Origin of the sequence: Poriferisphaera sp. WC338, from assembly GCF_050931845.1 — a bacterium.
Lineage (GTDB): Bacteria > Planctomycetota > Phycisphaerae > Phycisphaerales > Phycisphaeraceae > Poriferisphaera.
This window is the reverse complement of sequence record NZ_CP194516.1, coordinates 455246-475971: the sequence shown is the minus strand read 5'-3', so window position 1 is coordinate 475971 and position 20726 is coordinate 455246. Positions and strand designations below refer to the sequence as shown.

Annotated in this window: 17 protein-coding genes; 11 read left to right on the top strand and 6 right to left on the bottom strand. The window is 50.8% G+C overall.

What is annotated here, in order from left to right:
• Positions 1 to 4 precede the first annotated feature (4 nt).
• From ACQ6WK_RS01955 to ACQ6WK_RS01940, 4 genes are all read right to left on the bottom strand, one after another.
• On the bottom strand, positions 5 to 646 hold the full coding sequence (locus ACQ6WK_RS01955; RefSeq protein WP_432799061.1) for an RNA polymerase sigma factor: 642 nt from the start codon (positions 644 to 646) through the stop codon (positions 5 to 7).
• A 119-nt stretch (positions 647 to 765) separates the two neighbouring features.
• Positions 766 to 1554 (bottom strand): methylmalonyl-CoA decarboxylase, encoded by a 789-nt coding sequence (gene scpB / locus ACQ6WK_RS01950; RefSeq protein WP_432799060.1) that lies wholly within the window; start codon positions 1552 to 1554, stop codon positions 766 to 768.
• A 9-nt stretch (positions 1555 to 1563) separates the two neighbouring features.
• Positions 1564 to 2343, bottom strand: coding sequence for a methylmalonyl-CoA decarboxylase (gene scpB, locus ACQ6WK_RS01945; RefSeq protein WP_432799059.1), 780 nt, complete (start codon positions 2341 to 2343; stop codon positions 1564 to 1566).
• A gap of 160 nt (positions 2344 to 2503) precedes the next feature.
• On the bottom strand, positions 2504 to 3853 hold the full coding sequence (locus ACQ6WK_RS01940; RefSeq protein ID WP_432799058.1) for a DUF1015 family protein: 1350 nt from the start codon (positions 3851 to 3853) through the stop codon (positions 2504 to 2506).
• 354 nt (positions 3854 to 4207) lie between these two features.
• Between ACQ6WK_RS01940 and ACQ6WK_RS01935 the strand changes: the two genes are divergently transcribed.
• Both ACQ6WK_RS01935 and aroE read left to right on the top strand, forming a co-directional pair.
• Positions 4208 to 4378, top strand: coding sequence for a hypothetical protein (locus ACQ6WK_RS01935; RefSeq protein ID WP_432799057.1), 171 nt, complete (start codon positions 4208 to 4210; stop codon positions 4376 to 4378).
• A gap of 283 nt (positions 4379 to 4661) precedes the next feature.
• Complete coding sequence (gene aroE, locus ACQ6WK_RS01930; RefSeq protein WP_432799056.1) at positions 4662 to 6245, top strand: shikimate dehydrogenase; 1584 nt, start codon at positions 4662 to 4664, stop codon at positions 6243 to 6245.
• Between the two features lie 7 nt (positions 6246 to 6252).
• Here the strand turns inward: aroE and ACQ6WK_RS01925 are convergent, their stop codons facing one another.
• Both ACQ6WK_RS01925 and ACQ6WK_RS01920 read right to left on the bottom strand, forming a co-directional pair.
• Complete coding sequence (locus ACQ6WK_RS01925; RefSeq protein ID WP_432799055.1) at positions 6253 to 6669, bottom strand: YraN family protein; 417 nt, start codon at positions 6667 to 6669, stop codon at positions 6253 to 6255.
• A 35-nt stretch (positions 6670 to 6704) separates the two neighbouring features.
• The gene (locus ACQ6WK_RS01920; RefSeq protein ID WP_432799054.1) at positions 6705 to 7880 is read right to left on the bottom strand and encodes a peptidyl-prolyl cis-trans isomerase; all 1176 of its coding nucleotides are present in this window, start codon (positions 7878 to 7880) and stop codon (positions 6705 to 6707) included.
• Between the two features lie 978 nt (positions 7881 to 8858).
• On the opposite strand from ACQ6WK_RS01920, the gene ACQ6WK_RS01915 reads away from it, so the two are divergent.
• The 9 genes from ACQ6WK_RS01915 to coxB all read left to right on the top strand — a co-directional run bounded on the left by ACQ6WK_RS01915 (position 8859) and on the right by coxB (position 20202).
• Entirely contained in the window at positions 8859 to 9578 is a 720-nt protein-coding gene (locus ACQ6WK_RS01915; RefSeq protein ID WP_432799053.1) for a cytochrome c3 family protein, read from the top strand.
• Positions 9566 to 12844, top strand: a complete 3279-nt coding sequence (locus ACQ6WK_RS01910; protein ID WP_432799052.1) for a TAT-variant-translocated molybdopterin oxidoreductase — start codon at positions 9566 to 9568, stop codon at positions 12842 to 12844. The genes ACQ6WK_RS01915 and ACQ6WK_RS01910 overlap by 13 nt, the downstream gene beginning before the upstream one ends.
• A 215-nt stretch (positions 12845 to 13059) precedes the next feature.
• Positions 13060 to 14517: an NrfD/PsrC family molybdoenzyme membrane anchor subunit gene (gene nrfD / locus ACQ6WK_RS01905; protein ID WP_432799051.1), complete on the top strand. Its 1458-nt coding sequence runs from the start codon at positions 13060 to 13062 to the stop codon at positions 14515 to 14517.
• A gap of 233 nt (positions 14518 to 14750) precedes the next feature.
• Positions 14751 to 15359, top strand: coding sequence for a DUF3341 domain-containing protein (locus tag ACQ6WK_RS01900; RefSeq protein WP_432799050.1), 609 nt, complete (start codon positions 14751 to 14753; stop codon positions 15357 to 15359).
• A gap of 30 nt (positions 15360 to 15389) precedes the next feature.
• Positions 15390 to 16187: a c-type cytochrome gene (locus ACQ6WK_RS01895; RefSeq protein WP_432799049.1), complete on the top strand. Its 798-nt coding sequence runs from the start codon at positions 15390 to 15392 to the stop codon at positions 16185 to 16187.
• A gap of 247 nt (positions 16188 to 16434) precedes the next feature.
• Positions 16435 to 17814 carry a quinol:cytochrome C oxidoreductase gene (locus ACQ6WK_RS01890; RefSeq protein WP_432799048.1) on the top strand — a complete coding sequence of 460 codons (1380 nt, stop codon included), beginning with the start codon at positions 16435 to 16437 and terminating at the stop codon, positions 17812 to 17814.
• 38 nt (positions 17815 to 17852) lie between these two features.
• A complete protein-coding gene (locus tag ACQ6WK_RS01885; RefSeq protein WP_432799047.1) occupies positions 17853 to 18167 on the top strand; it encodes a hypothetical protein in 315 nt (104 codons plus the stop codon).
• 38 nt (positions 18168 to 18205) lie between these two features.
• Complete coding sequence (locus tag ACQ6WK_RS01880; RefSeq protein ID WP_432799046.1) at positions 18206 to 19108, top strand: SCO family protein; 903 nt, start codon at positions 18206 to 18208, stop codon at positions 19106 to 19108.
• A 35-nt stretch (positions 19109 to 19143) separates the two neighbouring features.
• Complete coding sequence (gene coxB, locus ACQ6WK_RS01875; RefSeq protein WP_432799045.1) at positions 19144 to 20202, top strand: cytochrome c oxidase subunit II; 1059 nt, start codon at positions 19144 to 19146, stop codon at positions 20200 to 20202.
• The last annotated feature ends 524 nt before the right edge of the window (positions 20203 to 20726 follow it).

The following is a 20726-nucleotide window of genomic DNA, read 5'->3' as shown; positions in this document are numbered from 1 at the left end:
ATTCTCAACCCCCTGATTCAGATTCTTTGAACTTTGCTTTCCATAGGTCCGCAAAAGTACCGACGGCTGCGTGCAGACGGGATTTGACGGTACCGAGCGGGATCGAAAGGATTTCGGCGATTTCCTTGTAGGCGAACTGGTTAAAATACGCCAGCGTAAGCACTTCCCGCAAATGATCCGGTAATGACTGCACGACCTGTCGCACCAGCTCCCTCTGCTCAGCATTTTGTGCGCCAAGGTCCGGCAGGACCACATCAGCTTCCATAAGATCGACGAATGATCGACCGCTGCCGGAATCCCCACCTGAGCTATCGATCATCGCAGACAAAGAAGCGGCCTGCCTTCGATTATTCTTACGTAAGAAGTCCCTTGCTTTGTTCGCGGCAATTGTAAAAAGCCAGGGTTTAAATCGTTTGCTTATGTCGAATGTATCGGCTGAGAGGTGGATCTGGAGAAACGCGTCCTGAAACACATCCTCCGCAGCAGCCCGGTTGCCCAAAAATCGGATCAAAAAATGGAACAATTCCAAACGATAGCGTTCGAGCAACTGCTCAAAGCACTCGGTCTTGCCAGAACGGTAGTCGGCGACCAGCTGTTCGTCGGTGATCTTATCCTGCAACCGGATTTCCTCTGTAAGCACCGTCATACACGGACATTGTAAGAGATCATAACGGAAAACAAGCGCCGATTGGGGATAGAAACCCGCAGAAAGGTGAACAGATAGTCAGTTTGTGCGGACTTGAAAGGCGGCAGGGGCCATTTGAGCTACTCGCCTGTGAATTCTGGCGGGCGTTTTTCATGAAAGGCGGCAAGCCCTTCGGTGATCTCACTGGATTGATACACCCGGCGGCGTAGAGACTGAATCTCCTCAGCTTGATGACTGGTGAAATGCACCGCGTCCTGAAGCATACGCATCTCGGCTTTGAGCGCGGCAATACAACGCGGGGAATTGGCAGCCAGATCTTGCGCCAATGCGATTGCCTGATCGTGCAAGTTATCAGGCTCAACCAAGCGGTTGACAAAGCCAAACCGGTGCGCGGTCTCGGCGGCGATGGGCTTGGCGAGCATGAAGATCTCTTTGAGCATGTGATCGGGAAAGGCGCGGATGAAGTTGGTGATGCCGACGAGACTGTGCGGCAGGCCGAGCTTTGCCGGTGTAACGGCAAAGGTAGCATCGGGGGTTGCGATGACAAAATCGCTGCATGCGGCCAAATCGCAGCCCGCGCCCCAGACCGATCCTTGCACAGCACAGATCACTGGAAAACGCGCGTAGCGGATCGCTCGGGTGAGCTGGTTGTATGGCTCTTCCCAAGGAAATGGGTCGGTTTTCTGATCGGTGGGGAATTCACCGATATCGTGGCCGGCGGACCAAACCTTTTCACCATCATTTGCGCGAATGATCACTGCCCGGCAATCAGATCGTTCACACTCGTTGAAAAGTTTGAGCATGTGCGAACTGAACGATGCTGAAAAACGATTGCGGTGCGCATGATCATTCATGGTGATGATGGCAATATGGTTTTCAGTGCTTAACTCAATTATGTTCATAGCCATGTCCAAATCTTATTTGCCTTGAAAATCTGGAGAACGTTTTTCATGGAAGGCGCACAGGCCTTCCTGAAAATCTTGCGATCGAAAAGTTTGACGGCGAAGGAATTGGATGTGCTCGTAATCATCTGGAGCGAGTGCGAAAGCATCCGCGAGCATCCGCATCTCGGTCTTGAGCACACGGATACAAAGTGGCGCATTCGCAGCAACAATCTCAGCAAGATCAATTGATTCGGCTCGCAAATCTTCGAGTTCAACCAGACGATTGATCAATCCGAAACGATGTGCGGCTTGAGCAGTAATCGGCCGGGCAGTCAGAAACATCTCTTTGATAATGTGGAGTGGTAGCGCATGGAGGAAGTGAGCAACGCCGACAGTGTTGTAAGGTAAACCGAGCTTGGCAGGGGTGATGGCAAAAGTAACATTAGTTGAAGCAACAATGAGATCGCTGCTGACTGCGAGGTCGCAAGCGCCCCCCCAGACGGTGCCGCCGATTTCGCAGATGACCGGAAGGCGACAATGTCGGATGACACGAAGGAGCTTGCCATAGGGCTCGTTCCAAGTGACGGGGTCTTGTTTGTCTGTGGGGATTTCGCGAATGTCGTGGCCGGCAGACCAAACGTCGGCATCATCGTGAGCACGGAGGATGACAACACGGACGTGCTGTTTTTCACAGGCATCAAGTGCATGAAGAATACCATCAATGAGTGCAGCAGAAAGGCAGTTGCGATGACGAAGATCGTTCATCGTGATGGTGCCGATATGGTTTTTGATTTCAAGCTCAACAAGGCTCATGATGTGGAATCATAGGCCAGTGATCGCGATTGGATCTAGTGATGCTTGACCGATCAATATGAAGCGAAGATTTATCGGTGATGATTGTGTTATTGGGCATAAAAAACGCCCGCGCAGTTTCGCACGGGCGGCAATGTATCTGCCTCTATCTAATCGACGATTAGACGTCACGAAGTGGATTCATAACCAATCCTGTGGCGAGTTTAGGAAAAAAGTATGTCGATTTGGGCGGCATTACTTCGTTGGCCAATGACACGTCCATAACGGATTGGAGCGGAGTGGATTGCATGATAACACCAAGGCGAGGCTGATCGCCGGGATCTTTCTCTTCACAGAGCGATTTAAAATCATTGATATCCGCTGTGTATTTATAAGAAAGTTTTTCACCTTGTGGGGCAAACTGTGGTGTAAGGATTTGATCGACAAGTAAGTGCTGAAGAATAGCAACGTCAAGCTCCCGCCAAACAGCGGGCTTATCCGCATGTGTCTTCACAAGTGGGTCTGCATCGTTTGTGGCGAAAATGTAAGCGGATTCTGTCACAGGATCGTAAATCCCCATGTCATGATGGCCGCCAACACCACCCGACAATTTCGGCAGAATCATCTCAAGATCACCCAGTTCATCTGCGGAACATTCCGCCGCACGAATGACCACATCATCACGCTTAGCCATGGTATGAATGAACGCTTCCATGTTGAAGTTTTTCATACCTGTGATGATGCGGTGCGTGGGAAGGACGATCATGCCGGGATCTTCAGCAGCAACAAGGACAAACAAACAGTTGGCGGCAAGTGCGTTGCCCGGATTGTCTTTGTGATATTGAAGCGCAGTCGTGTAGCGATGGTGACCATCTGCAATGTAGACAGGCGAAGCTTCAAAAAAGGATTGAAGCGGTGTAATGATGCTAGGGTCTGTGATGGTCCAGATGCGATGGATAACGTTATCGTTGGGAGTGGTGCCGGTGAAGGAGGGGGCGCTGTTGTAGATGTCGCCAAGTTGATTTGCGACTTGTTTTTTTGGATCAGCGTAAATCCCAAAGATGGGAGAGAGTTGAGACTGAGTAGCGGCCATAAGTTTATAACGATCGTCGATGCCACCTTGAATGGTCATCTCATGTCGGAAGATGCCGTTGGGTTGATTGAAGTCTTGCAGGCCGAGGGCAGTAAAAATACCGCGACGCTTAAAGGTTTGATCTTTAACGGTGTACTCTTGTTCATAAGCATAGATGGCTGGATCATCAGACTGCGTGAAGATGCCCTCATTGATCCATGACTGAAAGGTTTGCGCGGCAGCTTCGTAGGCAGTGTCGGGACCAACGGTTTTGGGCGGCGTCACAGGAAGATCGACAGCCACGATGTTATGTGGATCTTTGGCGAGTAGGTTCTGTTTCGGGCCTTCATCAAGCACGTCATAAGGCGGGGCGATTCGGTTGGAAATATCGTTGCCAGCGAGAACGCCGGGAGTAGTTGTGGAATAAGTCAGGGCACGAATCGGTTGTATCGTTGGCATAATCGGAGATCCAATCCGGTTTGGGATGAATGTTTTAATGACGGATTGCCCGACGTGTGGGCTTGCGGCTGGATGCGGTTTGTGGGTGGTGGTGAACAGGCAGCACTAGCGTAACGTGGCAAGTAAGCTGCTGCGAATTCCGGGAGATGACAGGAGCACCCAAGCCATGGCTGTGCAAAACGAACGATTTCATGTTTGCGCGTAATTGACACATCTGTCGTAAGAACTGAACACTGGTGTAGTTAGATAAGTGTAGGTCCTAGAAAACGTGGCACTGCGGTTGCGGGATGTCTAGGCGATCTACCATGACATTCATCGAACAAGACATACCAGACATCTGGTGAGGGAAGAGTTATGACCAGGAAACAAATAAAACAACCCAAAGTCGAAGCAAAGCCCAAGGTGCAGTATGCGTATATCCGCAGTCGCCAGCTAGAGTTAGCACGAAAAGGCAAGGTGATTGAATCGGCAAAATACGCCACACTGGCCGCAGAAATACGCGGTAACCAGAAGATGATTGCGTAGAACCCGCAACTCTCACATTTATCGGGATTTATGTCTCGATGATAGTGACATGATTCTGTTGCGCCTGATGAAAATATAGTTAGGGAAAAACGAAGACGAAAAGCGCCCGGTAGTTGCCGAGCGTTTTTTTGTTGTGTCCAGGGAAAGACATATTATTGCCTTAAAAGTGCGATTGATCCCAAGATCATTTCGTAGAAGCGAGGCTGAAAGCAAGCATAGGGTGGGTGGAATTTAGTCACATGACATTTGATTCATGTAGCTACGACGGTAATCTCTAATCGCCATGACGAAATTAACAGTCCCTATTATGGTTCAGAATATTGAGCACGCTCACAGCTATGCGGCAAAAGCAGCAGAAGCAGGGGCCGACCTGGTCGAGTACCGCATTGATCTTTTCACAGAAGATGCCAAAGCGGTGACAGAGTTGGTGGTGGAAAGCCCCCTGCCCTGCATCGTGACATGCAGACCAACATGGGAAGGCGGACTTTATGATGGGGATGAGGATGCAAGAATCGCTTTCTTAGAGCATGCGTGTGTAGGGGTGAGGAAGCCCGCATATATTGATCTTGAACTTGTGGCGTATGAGCGGTCGGCGAATCTGCGTTTGAAGATCAAGGGTGTGGTGGACCATGCGGAGCAGGTGAAGGGGATTGATACGGGATTGATCCTGTCGTCGCATGACTTTGAAGGACGACCAAAAGATTTACTGCAGCGTGTGGCAAAGATGGCCGAGGCAGAGCTTGGACGAGTGATTAAAGTTGCGTGGGCGGCGAAGAGTTTGCGCGACAATCTTGAAGCATTTGAGATTGTGCAGGGAAATTATAAGCCGACGATTGCACTATGCATGGGCGAACATGGCTTAGCTTCACGAGTACTCGCGAAAAAATTTGGGGCGTTACTGACGTTTGCAACATTGAGTGATGAAGGGACAGCACCCGGACAACCGACGGTTCAAGCGATCAAGCATGTTTATCGCTGGGATAAACTGAATGAGAAAACAAAAGTATATGGGGTTATTGGCGAACCCGTGGGCCATTCGCTGAGCCCTGTGATTCATAACGCAGGGTTTGAAGCGGTAAATTTTGATGGTGTGTATCTGCCGATGCCGATCGAAAAAAGTTATGAGAGTTTCAAAGCAACAGTGGGGAGTTGGATCGATCAGAAAGACCTTGATTTTAAGGGTGCTTCGGTCACGATCCCACACAAAGAAAATTTGATCCGGTTCGTGAAAGAGATGGATGGTGAGGTCGAGCCACTTACCGAGCAAATCGGTGCGGCGAATACACTTGCAGTACGTGACGATGGCTCACTATATGCATGTAATACAGATTATGCTGGAGCGTTAGACGCGGTGTGCGGCGGATTGGGGATTCTGCGAGATGATCTTGCGGGCAAATCGATTGGACTCATCGGTGCGGGCGGTGTGGCAAGAGCGATCATTGCGGGATTCGGCGGGCAAGGCTGCGATGTGCAGATCTATAACCGAACCATGAGCAAGGGTGAAATATTAGTAGAAGAACTTGGTGTCTATGCGATAGATAGAGGCGGCAGCATTATCGCTGCAGGGCTGGATAAGTTGATGCAGTCGGATTGCGATGTGTACATCAATTGCACCCCGATCGGCATGTTACCCAAGATTGATGCTTCACCGATGGAAGGATTCGCATTCAAACAGAATATGATTGTGTTTGACACTATTTACAATCCTGCCGAGACGAAACTGCTCAAGGATGCAAAGGCAGCAGGCTGTAAAACCATTAGCGGAATGGACATGTTTGTAAATCAGGCGGCGCCACAGCTTGAGCTTTGGACTGGACAAGCGGGGCCAATGGATGTGTTTCGAGAAGCACTAAAAAACAAACGTTAATTTACCATCAAGCATATGTTTGAAATTGCACCGCGTTTGGATGATGACGGATGATGGGTTTGCCCTGTGGCGGGAAAACAACGCCAACAACGTCAATACGCAACGGGGTGGTTTGCCAATCATAGTGATATTGCTTCATGATGGCGATCGCAAGCTTGCGAAGCTTTGCCTGCTTAACATGATCAACATGTAGCTCAGGTGGAGTCATGTCCGCAGTAGCTGACGCAGAAGATTTCACTTCTACAATCACCAAAGCACCTTCATTAGATCTCACAAGTAAATCGACTTCACCGACTGAGAGATGGAGATTACGAGCCAAGATTTTATATTTCTGCGATTTAAGATATCGGGCAGCCTGCTTCTCGCCGCGCCGGCCAATCTCTTGATCATGGTTACGTGAGATAGAGCGCGTAAACGGCCACATGAGCATACGCCTAACCGTTGATTAGATGAACACGTTCAAGATTCAGGAGCCGCATAACGGTTCATCACAATCTGAACGAGCTTCTTAGACATTTCGACAGGGTCAGAAAAACTTCCGTTCTGGTAAAGCTTCATCATGTACTGATTTTGACGAGTCAGATATTGCTGGTGACGCAATTCATTCTGAATCTCCATCTGTACATCACGGAGGCTTTTTCGCTGTGCCTGATTGAACTTCTCAACATATACAAACCAGTAGTTTTTTCCGATTACTATAGGCTCAGGCGTAAATTCGCCTTCCTTAAGTGTCTGCAACGATTCGTTCAGAGAAGCGAGGTCTTTGCGGAGCGGCTCATCACCTTCTAGGTCTTTGAGTTGCCCTTTACGAAACTTCATGAACGTGTTGCTTTCACTGGAAGCGAGCGCGATAAAGGATTCGCCATCTGCAAGTTTTTGCTGAAACTCATTAGCAAGTTCAGGGGTCGCCACGCGAATCATGCGAACATCACGCTTGACCGGTGGATTGTACTTTTCCGCGTGATCACGATAGTAGCGTTCAACATCTCTTCGCGACACACTGATGAGTGAAAGAAGTTCTTCATCGATATGTTTTTGGATGACAGCTTTCTTGCGATGATCTTCGAGAAGCTCTTCCAGAGACTTACCAAACTCTTCATGGACTTTTTGATCCGCAAGTGAATAAGAACCTTGCCCGTAGGTACGAAGAAGTTCTTCACGACGGGTATTGATGAACATTTTCAGGCCGTATTGCTCGTTCTCATTGAGTGAACGCTCGGCTTCGCCGTAAAGTAGTGTGTCGTCAATAATCTCGCGAACACGTTGCTGCACACTCGCAATCGCGCGGCGATAAAAATCTTCACGGGTAGCAGTACGAGAGATGGTCGAAAATTCTTCGTGTAACGGTGCAAGTACATCATCTGCGTAGATGGCATTGCCATTGATTTGACCGATCATGGCATTGATAACGAGTGAGGATTCTGCAGGATTTACATTTTCGTTAGCAGCAAGCGTCTGAGCACGTTCACGTTCACGCTCACGGTACTCTTGCTCGATGGCGGTGAGATCCTCAGCGGATGGCCCGGTGTCTTTATCAGCAAAAAAAGCGCATCCCACTAAGCTGAGCGAGATCGCAGAAATGGCAAGAATCGGAGCTGTTTTTTCCAGAATGGTCATGCGGAAAGTGTAAATCACGATGGGGTTACCTGCAATGGGGGGTGTTTAATTTAGATAGCATGACGCGAAAAATATAATCTCTTATTTAACATCAACTTGCCTTTTACATGCCATGCCCATATCGAAAAAGATCAACCGAGGCATACGCCTATCTGTATCGGCGATTCTGATACACCAAGGGCACAATCACATATATCAGTAATGTGATATTGTTTTTTTGCTGTCTTGATATATCATCTCCAACTTCCGCGAAACGAAGGCCGCTGACCAATGAACACACCCCTTGCTGCTGGTTACCACAAATTACCACCTCACACGACGAAACGAGAGCATGATATAGATCTTTTCATCAATCACATCGACTGGTAATAAGCAGGTACAAACTGCACTGCAACGAAGATCAGTTGTAAAAATCATACTGTAAAAAGATCATTTAAACTTTAAAAATAAAACACACTTTCATCCCTTTAAAAACAGCCCAGACGAAATCCATATCGCATTCAATGGATAATAATATCCCTTATAGGATTTAACGAGTTGAGCTTAAAAAGATCAGTGTTACACCGCATAAAGCTGCGTCATGTTCATTAGATTTTTTTAGAGTCTTTCGAAAAAAAAATATGTGCAAAAACCTGTGTGCGGATGTTTACAGGTTGCTTAATGAGAGTTGAAAACCAGAATCAAATCTCATGCAAGTAACTCATAAAATTGGGGTTTAACGCGATTGACAGGGGATTTTGTGTATTGCTGTTTCCAAAACAAGATGATCTACACATAGGCATCGTTGTTATGGAAGCGATACATGGTCGTGTTGACGGCGATCAAGGGATGATCGGTTACGTTTATGCGCATTGTCAGGCAGAAGATTTCACGTTATCCTCTGCGCCCAACACGGAGCGCAACCATGTCAAGCGCGATTAGTTAGAAGTCGTTACATCATTTGATCAGTCACAGGATTGCCTTGCCGCAATGCTGTTACAACTCGGCTGGTAGGGCATGCCAGAAAAGAACCAAAACCAACGATTTATGTTTCCCCGATGGGTGAATTACCTGCTTCCTTTGCTGGTGATTGGTGCTGTTGGGGGTGCTCTTTATGCACCGGTGATTGTGAACTATGGGTTTTCAGCGAAAACCTTGAATGTTGGCTATGCACCCGAGCAGCCGGTCCCGTACAGCCACGAACTACACGTGGGCGAGCTTGGCATTGATTGTAAATACTGTCATACGACGGTAGACAAAGCTGCATTCGCAGCGATCCCTCCGACCAGCACATGCATGAACTGTCATAGTAATCAGCCCAACGTCAACGGCGTGAAGAAGGGTAGCGTAAAGCTAGCCCCAGTATATGACAGCTATGCAACTGGCAAACCAGTGGAATGGATCAAGGTTCACGATCTGGCGGATTATGTGTACTTCAATCACTCGGCTCACGTGAACAAAGGCGTGAGTTGTGTGAGTTGTCACGGCCGTGTGGACAAGATGGAAGTTGTGGAGCAGGTGAAACCGCTCAGCATGAGTTGGTGCTTGGATTGTCACCGTGCTCCAGAAAAGCATCTGCGTCCTGTCGAGGAAGTGACGAACTTGGCATGGAAGCCGGCGGTTCAGGGGAATGAAACGGAAGAGGAAGCACAGCTTCGCATCGGTGAGGAGCTGGTGAAGAAATATCAGATTCACAACAAAGCCTATATGACGAGCTGCTCAACGTGTCACAGATAAAAGATCAACATCAGGATAAAGCTTTGCAGAACGAGCATGAGGAGCCAACGGGGGCGCGTTATTGGCGAAGCTTGGAGGAGCTTGCAGATTCACCGGAACTGCGTGAGCAGTTGTCGCAAGAGTTTGCAGGCGGGTATGAGCCAGACGAAGTGCTGTCGATGAGTCGGCGGCGATTTGTGCAATTGATGGCGGCAAGCATGTCTTTGGCGGGCTTGTCACTCAGCGGTTGTCGGCGGTTGCCTGAGGAGAAGCTTGCTCCGTTTGCAGCACGTCCTGTAAATCGGACGCCGGGCGGGTTACAGTACTATGCTTCAACCGTTGAACGTCAGGGCATCGCACAGGGTGTGGTTGTAACGGCTTTTGATGGCCGCCCCATTAAGATTGAAGGTAATGAGCTTCATCCGTTTTCGCTTGGCGCGACGGATGTCTTCACGCAAGCAAGCGTGCTGGAACAATATGATCCGCAGCGCACCCGATGGGTTTTCACCGGGAAGGGTGAAGGTCGTCGCAGCACATGGGGACAATTTGAAGGACGCATTGGCCAAAACATCAGCGCGGACGGCAGCGACCTTGCAATATTGAGCGAAGCATCAGACAGCCCGGCTGTGGCGATGATGCACAGCGAACTTTTGAAGAAGTATCCGAAAGCACAGTGGTACACATATGAAGCGGTGAACCGCGACAACTCGATTGCTGGCACGAAACTAGCGTTCGGGAAAGCGGTGCGTCCGGTGTATGACCTTTCTAAAGCGAAGGTCATTGCAACGCTAGATGCAGATCTAATCTGGGAGATGCCGGGCGCACTACGACATGCAAAGCAATGGGCCGCGGCACGTGACGGGGTGGATAAGAAAAACCACAAGACAAGCAACCGTGGCTACGCGATTGAATCGGGCTTTACGCAGTTCGGTTCGGTGGCAGATTATCGCTTGCCGGTGAAGAGCGGGAAGATCGCAGGGATTGCCAAAGGTTTGGCGGACCTGTTTCATGTGCAAAGCGGTGGTGCAAGTGTATCACTGAATGGTGAGACTGATTTTGTTCGGAAGCTTGCGAAGGACTTGAGCGAACATGCGGGTGAGTGCTTGCTGGTCGCGGGCGAATCGCAGCCAGCCGAAGTACACGCACTTGTGCATGCGATCAATGACAAGCTCGGCAACGTCGGCAAGACGGTCAGCTATGTGCAGGAACCCAATGCGGGTGACAACGTCGGCCAACTCCGCACGTTAACGGATCGCATGAGCAAGGGCAGCGTGCAAACGCTGTTGATCCTTGGCGGCAATCCTGTTTATGACGCACCGGCTGATATTGATTTCGCGGCTGGTCTTGAAAAAGTGAAAAACCCGGTGCACCTAAGCGTGTATCGCAATGAAACTAGTGCATTGTGCGAATGGCAGTTACCGCGTGCAACTTATCTTGAGTCGTGGGGTGACGGTCGTGCGTGGAATGGCCTAGTTAGCGTGCAGCAGCCACTGATTGAGCCGCTGTTTGATGGTCGCAGCGTGATTGAATTGCTTGCGATCGTGGGCGATTACAAGCACAAGGATGGCTACAGCATTGTGCGTGAATCGGCTGTATCTAATGGTTGGTTAGATGCGAGTTTGCCGGTGGTGCCATGGCAGACGATGCTGCACAAGGGAACGATCGCGGGCAGTGAGTTTACTGTTGAAAATGTAACCGCGAAAGCATCTGCATCTGTTCCGTCAACACCTAGCGGAAAATTTGAAATCAATTTTGTTTCGAGCAAGAACCTGTTGGACGGCCGGTATGCGAATAGCGGCTGGTTGCAGGAATTGCCGGAACCAATGAGCAAGATCACGTGGGACAATGCTGCGGTGATCAGTGTTGCAGATTCAAAAACGTTAGGCATTCATACTGATGGGCAATTGCTCAAGGTTGAGGTTGGCGGGAAGTCAGTGCTATTGCCGGCATATCGCATGCCAGGTCAAGCGAAGGGGACCATCTCGGTCGCACTCGGTTATGGGCGTCAAGAAAAAGCAAAAGCGACACTGAGTATCGGCAACGATGTCGGCGTGAATGTATATCCCTTGCGGACCAGCGCAGCAATGCACTTTGCTGCTGCCAACATTACCGCAACTTCAGACATACACGCACTCGCACTCACGCAGAACCACTACATGCTCGATGCGATCGGCATGAAGGGTAAGCGGGAACGTGTCGGCACGAAGCATCAAAGTGCTGCGATCATCCGCGAGTCAACAGTTGACGGTTACGAATCAAACCCGAACTTTGCGAACAGCCACGAGTTGAATCACTTTGGTAATGTGCCGTTGCAGTTATGGGAGCCGCCGACGACAAATAACGATGGCTCGCCAAGCTATGAGAAGGATAAGCAGGGTGTGTGGGGATCGAACGTGCCGGTAAACTTTACCGACACACATGCATGGGGCATGACCGTTGACATGAACAAGTGCATGGGTTGCAACGCCTGTGTGATTGCGTGTCAGGCGGAGAACAATATTCCAGTGGCAGGTAAGGATCAGGTGCTGATGCATCGCGAGATGCACTGGATCCGAACGGACCGTTACTTCAAGACCGATCCAAAGACTGATCCTGATGCAGAGAATCCGGAAATCGCGCACATGCCGATGATGTGTCAGCACTGCGAAAACGCACCGTGTGAACAGGTGTGTCCTGTGGCTGCAACGGTTCACGACAGTGAAGGCCTCAATACGATGATCTACAACCGCTGCATCGGCACGCGGTACTGCTCAAACAACTGTCCATACAAAGTTCGCCGATTCAACTATTTTGATTACCATTCGAAGAATCCGCGCGGGATGGCCAAGCCTTGGCTGAACATGCCAGATCAGCAACAGAACGACACCGTCAACGAAATCAAGAAGATGATGTTCAACCCAGACGTGACGGTTCGGATGCGTGGCGTGATGGAAAAATGCACGTACTGCACGCAGCGTATCACTCGTGAGAAGATCGACACGAAGAACGCATGGGCGCAGGGCATCACCAATGATGATCCAAAAGCACCAGGTAAACCGACGGTTGCCGTCGATGCGATCCAAACCGCCTGCCAACAAGTCTGTCCAACAGATGCGATCGTGTTTGGCAACTTGCTGAACAAACAGTCGCAGGTGACCAAGAACATGAGCGAGCCACGAACATATGGCGTGCTCACCGACTTGAACACACGACCACGTACGCAGTACATGGCGAAGATTCGCAATCCACAACCCGGCGATGCAAGTGAAGCTGCGGGTGGACATGCTGCACCAGAAAACGTGCACTAACTAGGAACAATAGGCTGCGATCGGTTAACGCAGATCGCAGTGATTCAAAGCTGTTTGATTCAGGGGATGAAAGTAAAACTTTGAGGTGTGAGCTTGCAAAAGTTCATCCTTCACGAGCTGATCTGAGAAGTTCTCAAGACCAGCGGGATAAACGAAACGAGAACCGCCCTGCCCTGAGTGGCACGGCAAAAGACTAATACGAGGCCTGAGATTCAATGTCATCGATCTCAACAAGCGCACATGAGTCGTACGAAAAGAACGTGAGCACCGATCCACGTGAGCGCGCGCCGCTGGTCACCGGCGGGCGGAATTTTCACGACGTTACAGAGATGGTCGATGGACTCACCCACGGCTGGCCTACCATCTGGTGGTGGGGCGCGTTTATGTTCTCCAACCTGCTGCTCGCCATCTTCGGCGGACTCATCGGTTATCTGATCGTGACCGGAACCGGCATTTGGGGGAACAACCAGCCGGCGGCATGGGGCTTCCCCATCGTCAACTTCGTCTTCTGGGTCGGCATCGGCCACGCGGGAACATTGATCTCCGCAGTCTTGTTCCTCTTCCGCCAAAATTGGCGTACCGGCATCAATCGTTTTGCAGAAGCGATGACGATCTTTGCGGTCATGTGCGCGGCAACTTTCCCCGGTATCCACGTCGGCCGTCCTTGGCTGGCGTATTGGCTGTTCCCGATTCCGAACCAGATGGACATGTGGCCACAGTTTAGAAGTCCGCTGCTTTGGGACGTGTTCGCGGTCGGTACGTATGCCACTGTCTCTACCTTGTTCTGGTACACGGGCATGGTTCCTGACTTTGCAACACTACGTGACCGTGCAAAAAATGTCGTCGCCAAGATTGGCTACAGCGTGGTTTCGCTAGGGTGGACAGGTTCAAGCCGTCACTGGCACCGTTTTGAAAAAGCATACCTGCTGCTTGCCGCACTGGCGACACCGCTGGTTCTTTCTGTTCACTCGGTTGTGTCGTTCGACTTTGCGGTAGCACAGCTTCCAGGTTGGCACACAACGATCTTCCCGCCGTACTTTGTAGCGGGTGCGATCTATGGCGGATTTGCAATGGTGATCACACTCGCTGTGCCCTGCCGAAAGATGTTTGGCCTCGAAGACATCATCACTTGGCGACACGTGCAGAACATGGCGAAGGTCATGCTCGGCACTGGCATGATTGTGTCTTACGCGTACGCCATTGAATTCTTCATTGCTTGGTACGGCGCGGTGAGCTGGGAAGTATTCGCGTTCCAGAACCGTGCGTTCGGACCATACAAGACCTACTTCTTCTTGATGGTGTTCTGCAACTGTATCGGGCCGCAGATCCTCTGGTTCAAGTGGGCTCGCAACAACGTGTGGACGATCATGTTCGCCGCGATGTGTGTGAACGTTGGCATGTGGTTTGAACGTTTCGTCATCATCGTCACCAGTTTGGTGCGCGACTACCTACCGTCGAGCTGGGACTTGTTCGTGCCGACATGGGTCGACATTTGGATGTTCATCGGTTCGTTTGGCTTGTTCTTCACGATGTTCCTGCTATTCCTGAAATTCTTGCCGACCTGTGCGATGGCGGAAATTAAATCTGTGATGCCAGAAGCACATGCCCACAGCGGCCCGGGCGGTGAATCGATGGGATCAGAAGGCCGTTCGGACTACCAACCGGACGCCTAAGCGATGGTTAGACAATCGCCTGTCAAAGACGTGTGTGTTTTCGGACACGCCTGTGTAGGAAGACGGGGAAATGGCGGGAGAGGGAGATCGCATCTTCTGAGCGAAAGCTTGGGTCAGATGCATTTGAAAGTGATGTGTAGCACACAAACGTGCTACAGGAAATAGATTCTCGACTGAATGTTCAGTCGGCTAGCAAAGGGTTTGCGACAAACCCGGGTGATCGAGTCAGAGATATGAGCAACGACACCGCACACAAACCAAAAGAAACGCCACCCGCGCGCGTGGTCGGACTCATCGGCGAGTTTGATGACGTCGATGTGATCATGAACGCAGCCAAGAAGACCCGTGATGCGGGCTTCAAGCGTTGGGATGTTTACTCCCCGTTTCCGATCCACGGCATCGACCCTGCAATGGGGATCAAACCGACGATTCTGCCTTGGCTGGTCCTCGGCATGGGCATCACCGGCTTCACCGTCGGGATCGTTCTCACGATCTTCGCTATGTCAACCGACGTTAAGATCCCATTTATGCCTGGCTCGGAAGTCATTGGCTACCCGTTCATCATTTCGGGCAAGCCGTTTAATAGTCTCCCGGCCTTCATACCGGTGATCTTTGAACTCACGATTATGTTTGCTGCATACACTGCGGTCTTTGGGATGTTCCTGCTGAACCGCTTGCCGATGTTGTACAACCCGCTGTTCAAGATTGATCGGTTTGCCCGCGCAACCGACGATCGATTCTTCATTGGAATCGACCACAAGGATGAACAGTTTGACCGCGAAAAAACCGAAGCGTTTTTGCGTGAGCTTGGTGCGACGGCCATCGAAGAAGTCGTCGATTAATCTGCTGAATAGAAGCAAGGATCTGGAAGCGTGAAAAAGCTGATCCAAAATTTGATTGAAGATATGTACCTGCCACGGATGCCGTTCTGGATGATTGCGATCATTGTGGTCAGTGTCGTGGCGAGCTGGGTTCCGTTGGCGTTTATTGCCAGAGGCCGCACCGTCACCTCAAAAGAACCCGCCATCCGTATCTTCCAAGACATGTATGTGCAGCCGCGATTTGATGCGCAGCGTGTGAATCCAATTTTTGCCGACCAACGCTCAATGCGGCTGAACCCGGCGGGCACTGTGTCACGTGATCAAATCATCGGCGACGACCACTTCTCGCTCGGATATGAAACTGATGCAAATGGTCGTCCAGAACTTGCAGAACCGACAGAGGCAGGCGGTCCTTCATTGCCAAAGTATTACGACGGCTATCCTGAGCGCGTGGATGTCGATCTTGTTTTTGTGAAGCGCGGCCAAAATCAGTTTGCCACCTTCTGCACACCATGCCACGGTATTGATGGTCTCGGCGGCGGTGCGGTGAATGAACGCGCAACCATGTTGGCAGGCCTTGATGGCAGCACTACGACCTGGGTCGCAGCCTCCAACTTGCTGGACCTTGATCCGACCACAGGTCAACTTAAATATGGTGAAACAGCTTATCCCAACGGTCGTCTGTACAACACCATTGCCAATGGTATCCGCAACATGAAAGGCTATGGTGACCAGATCACGGTGGAAGACCGCTGGGCGATCGTAGCTTATGTTCGTGCGTTGCAACTAAGTCAACGTGCGACCGAAAAGGATGTCCCGGTCAGCGAGCTGGGCAACCTGCCTGAATAAAACAACGAGACGGTTTGGCGTTGGAGATCGCTGAACCGCTCGGGGAATGGGACGGGGATTTGGGGCTGGCGACCACGCGAGAGCCAGCAATTGTTCAGCAGTCTGGTAAATCGGCCTGCTGGGATTGACCTCAAGCAACAAGTAGTGATGACAACACCATGTGTCACCTGCGAGTAAAGCAAGAGGTACGAATGATTCGCAACGAACGTGTTTCGTTGCCAGTAAGCGAAAGTGATGGAGCAGAACTGTGGCTGAGCACGGTGAATATCTGAGCCCAATCGACGCCGAACCGATCGGCTCGAAAGCAAACAAAGCGGCAAACATATGGATTGCCCTTGGTGTGATCGGTCTTGTGGTCGCGGTCGTCTTTGCAGCCATGTCTGAAAGCGGATGGCGTGAGTTCAAGTTCGCCTACTTGGCGAGCTTTGCTTACGTGCTAAGCATCGCGCTAGGAGCGTTGGCGTTTTTGATCCTGACTCACTTGTTCCGCGCAGGCTGGAGCGTGGTTGTGCGCCGTCCTGCGGAATCAATTGCGAATACTTTGCCGCTTCTATTGATCTTGTTCCTACCAATCGCAGGTTTTGTCGCCAGCCAACAAGGCGATCTATTCCCGTGGGCGGTGCCTGCATCCGTCTGGCATGAAGCCGCAGCTGGTGGCCATGCCGCCGTGACTGAACATAATGACGTCACATTGCAAACCGTCGCCAATACTGCAGGCGCTGAAGCTGGTGCACATGCTAAAGAAGCCGAGGGCCACGACGAAGCCCCTCTAAACCCAAGCATGATGCTCGCCAAACGTGCATATCTAAACCCGACCTTCTTTATTGTTCGCTGGGCGGTGTTCTTTGCGATCTGGATTCTTGGCGCACGTTTCTACTGGCGTAAGAGTACCAAGCAAGACGAAACCGGCGACCATACGCTGACTAACAAGATGGAAGGGTGGTCACCGATCAACACGCTGATGTTCGCGCTCACGATCACCTTCGCTTCGATTGATATTTTGATGAGTCTTGAGCCGCTTTGGTTCAGCACTATTCTTGGGGTGTACTATTTTGCCGGCGCATTCATGGCTGCCATGGCGATGATGATTGTTTTCATCATGATAGCTCACAAAATGGGTGTACTTGTCTCAGTCAACAAAGAACATATGCATGATCTGGGGAAGCTGCTGTTTGCCTTCGTGTTTTTCTGGGGCTACATCGCTTTCAGTCAGTACATGTTGATCTGGTACGGCAACCTTCCGGAAGAAACCATCTGGTACGAAATTCACGGTGCAACCATGGTCCCCGAAAAAATCACCGGCTGGACCACCGTGTTCTTCATCCTTGTCGCATGCAAACTGCTGATCCCGTTCGTCGGGCTGCTCTCCAGACACGTCAAGCGTAACGCCAAAGTCCTCGCCTTCTGGGCGGTGTGGCTGCTGGTCATGAACTACATCGATATCTGGTGGTTTATCATGCCGATCTTCGATGAGCATCACGTGGTCCTTGGCCCAATCGAAATCGGTACTGCCATCGGCATGTTCGGCCTCGTCCTTGGTGTCGCGCTCCGCAACTTTGGCAAACACGCACCAGTCCCAGTCAAAGACCCACGCCTCAACGATTCACTCGGTTTCCACAACATCTAACCCCCTGCCCTAAACCGAACTTTTAGCGAGAACCCGATATGTCCGCTGAACTTGAACAAGCAAAAATTGAAAACCGCGACACCTATGTTGGCGCACTGATCACCATTGTGATTGCTGGCGTCCTTCTGGTGTTGATCATCTTCGTTGGCATGACCGCGTGGTTGCAAACCGAAATCAATTACGTTCAACAAGATCGCAAAATTAATGTTGTGAACACTGAACTGGATAATCTGCGTACACAACAAACAGCCAACATCACGCAGTACCGTGCTGTCAATCGTCAGGAAGGCTTATATGCCATCCCAATCGACAATGCGATGAAAATAGTCGTGGAACGTAACCGCAAGAAGTAAAAAAACTGATTGTAAATCTGGAGTCCTAAACCGCTGAAATGAAGAACACATTGCTTCGCCAATTCGGATTATGCCCAAGCAAGCTCATTACCGTGCTTGCTCTGGTTGTCTGTTTGGCCGGTCAATCTTCAGCTTTTGCGCAAGGGTATTACTCCAACTCGGGCACCGTGCCACTCAAATCTCAACTCCCCAAAGAATTTGAAGAAGCAACGCTTAACGAAAAACTTGGCGACACCATCCCGCTCGATCTAAACTTCGTCAATGCTTCGGGCAAAACTGTCCCGCTTCGTGATTACTTCGCCGATGGCAAGCCAGTCATCCTGAATCTGGCCTACTACGAATGCCCCATGCTTTGCGGGTTACTCTTGCAAGGTTTATCCACAGGCGTCAAAGATTTCAACTGGGCGCCCGGCGATCAGTATCGCATCATCACACTCAGCTTCGATCACAACGAAACGCCTGCACTTGCTGCGGCCAAGAAAGATAGCACGCTCAGCGTCCTTGAACGTGATGACATCGCCGGAGATGGCTGGGTCTTCCTCACCGGCAACGAGGAGAACATTCACAAGCTCACCGATGCGGTCGGATTCAATTTCCGATGGATCGAAAGTGAAAAGCAGTTCGCACACCCCGCGGCGATCACATTCCTTTCTCCTGAAGGAAAAATCACACGGTATCTCGCTGGCTACAACTACGAACCGTTCCAGCTCAAATCCGCATTGATGGAATCTTCCAACGGCTCGGTCGGCAGTGCGCTGGATTACCTCGTGAACGTATGCTTTCAGTACAACAACCACGCTGGCAAATATACGCTGGCCGTCACTTGGATTATGCGGACCGCGGGCTATGTCACGATGCTTATCGTGGCAGCGGTAATCGGTATCCTGCTATTAAGAGAGTTTCACAAGCGGCGTCAGGAGCAGCCTTCGGGCGATGCTTGAGGCCTTAAAAACGCGCAAGATTAAGAGTAACAAAGATGATCAGCATCCTTGCACAAACAGCAACAAAAGGCATCTCCATGCCGGCCCCCGTCTCCACCTATGCCGGTGAAGTCGACTGGCTTTGGAACGTCATCACCTGGGTCAGTGTGTTCTTCACCGTGCTGATCGCCGGCGCGATGATCTTCTTCATCATCAAGTATCGCCGCCAGACACCTGACGACCAACCCCACGCGCACACACACAACACCGCGCTTGAAGTCACATGGACCATCATCCCACTCATCATTGTGCTGATGATTTTTGTCTGGGGGTTCCGCGGTTTTGTCGGCATGGCCACCCCCCCTTCCAACAGCTATGAAGTCCTCGTCACAGCCAAGAAGTGGAGCTGGATTTTTACCTATCCCAACGGCGCGAACTCTGATGTCCTTCACGTGCCTGCCGACCGTCCAATTAAACTGATCCTCGAATCTGTTGACGTGATTCACTCCTTCTATGTTCCTGCTTTCCGTACCAAGAAAGACGTCGTGCCTGGCCGGTACAACGAAACATGGTTCGAAGTTAAAGGTGATCGCAACGGAATTACCGCTGAAAATCCCGGCGAATATGATCTGTTCTGTGCCGAGTACTGCGGCCGCGACCACTCACGCATGACCACCAAAGTTGTCGTGCACACACAGGAAAGCTTTAACAAGTGGCTTGAAGAGGCATCCAATCCTGCGGCAGGCCTTACCCTTCCTCAGTACGGCGAAAAACTCTACAGAAGGAATGGCTGTAACGCTTGCCACTCCATCAACGGCTCCGCCATCGCCAATGGCGGGCCAACCTTCAAGGATCTCTTCGGCTACCCGCAAAGCCTCAAGAACGGTACCACTGAAATCGCCGACGACAACTTCCTTTACCAAGCTATCAGTCAACCCAACAGCCACGGCATCGTCGGCTATCAGCCCATCATGCCTGCCAACCGTTTGAAGCAAGACGAGATCACCGCGATCATCGCCTACATCAAATCACTCAGCGACAAATATCAGCCAGAAGGTGAGCCCGCTGAAGAAGGCGCAAGCGAAAACACCGTTGAAGCTCCCGCGACTGAGTAAAAACAAACCACCGCTGTCACCCGGTTAACACCGCATGACAGCTTTTGAAAACACAGCCTTTGCAGTCAGTCCAACGTACCCCCCTGCAAAGCAAGACATAAACCTGACCCGCACGTGATCGATCTCGTTCACGCATCCGTAAAACCTGCAGGTCAGACGAAGCATGATTTGAGGAACCGCAATGTCGGCTACAAAAGAGAGACCCACCGATATTTTCGGCAAGCCCGTCGACGACGAGCACAACGATAACTACCTGACCCACTCCAAAGGGATCTTCAGTTGGTTGTTCACGCTGGATCATAAGCGCATCGGCATCATGTACATGATCTGCGTATTGACCTTCTTCCTGGTCGGCGGACTCTTTGCCGTCGTCCTGCGGACCATGCTGGCCATGCCCATCGCAAACGTCGGCAACTACCCCGAAATGACCCGCGACAACATCCAAGCCATTGTTGCGGCGCAAGACATGACCGTCCCTGACGATCTGCTCATGATGGTCGCTCCTGATGCACCGGAATCCACGA

Excerpts from the sequence above, each read along its gene's own strand:
- scpB (WP_432799059.1), bottom strand. The coding sequence starts at position 2,343 with ATGAGCCTTGTTGAGCTTGAAATCAAAAACCATATCGGCACCATCACG.
- nrfD (WP_432799051.1), top strand. The coding sequence starts at position 13,060 with ATGTCATCGATCTCAACAAGCGCACATGAGTCGTACGAAAAGAACGTG.
- ACQ6WK_RS01915 (WP_432799053.1), top strand. The coding sequence starts at position 8,859 with ATGCCAGAAAAGAACCAAAACCAACGATTTATGTTTCCCCGATGGGTG.
- ACQ6WK_RS01955 (WP_432799061.1), bottom strand. The coding sequence starts at position 646 with ATGACGGTGCTTACAGAGGAAATCCGGTTGCAGGATAAGATCACCGAC.
- aroE (WP_432799056.1), top strand. The coding sequence starts at position 4,662 with ATGACGAAATTAACAGTCCCTATTATGGTTCAGAATATTGAGCACGCT.
- scpB (WP_432799060.1), bottom strand. The coding sequence starts at position 1,554 with ATGGCTATGAACATAATTGAGTTAAGCACTGAAAACCATATTGCCATC.
- ACQ6WK_RS01925 (WP_432799055.1), bottom strand. The coding sequence starts at position 6,669 with ATGTGGCCGTTTACGCGCTCTATCTCACGTAACCATGATCAAGAGATT.
- coxB (WP_432799045.1), top strand. The coding sequence starts at position 19,144 with ATGATCAGCATCCTTGCACAAACAGCAACAAAAGGCATCTCCATGCCG.
- ACQ6WK_RS01935 (WP_432799057.1), top strand. The coding sequence starts at position 4,208 with ATGACCAGGAAACAAATAAAACAACCCAAAGTCGAAGCAAAGCCCAAG.
- ACQ6WK_RS01885 (WP_432799047.1), top strand. The coding sequence starts at position 17,853 with ATGTCCGCTGAACTTGAACAAGCAAAAATTGAAAACCGCGACACCTAT.
- ACQ6WK_RS01880 (WP_432799046.1), top strand. The coding sequence starts at position 18,206 with ATGAAGAACACATTGCTTCGCCAATTCGGATTATGCCCAAGCAAGCTC.
- ACQ6WK_RS01940 (WP_432799058.1), bottom strand. The coding sequence starts at position 3,853 with ATGCCAACGATACAACCGATTCGTGCCCTGACTTATTCCACAACTACT.
- ACQ6WK_RS01900 (WP_432799050.1), top strand. The coding sequence starts at position 14,751 with ATGAGCAACGACACCGCACACAAACCAAAAGAAACGCCACCCGCGCGC.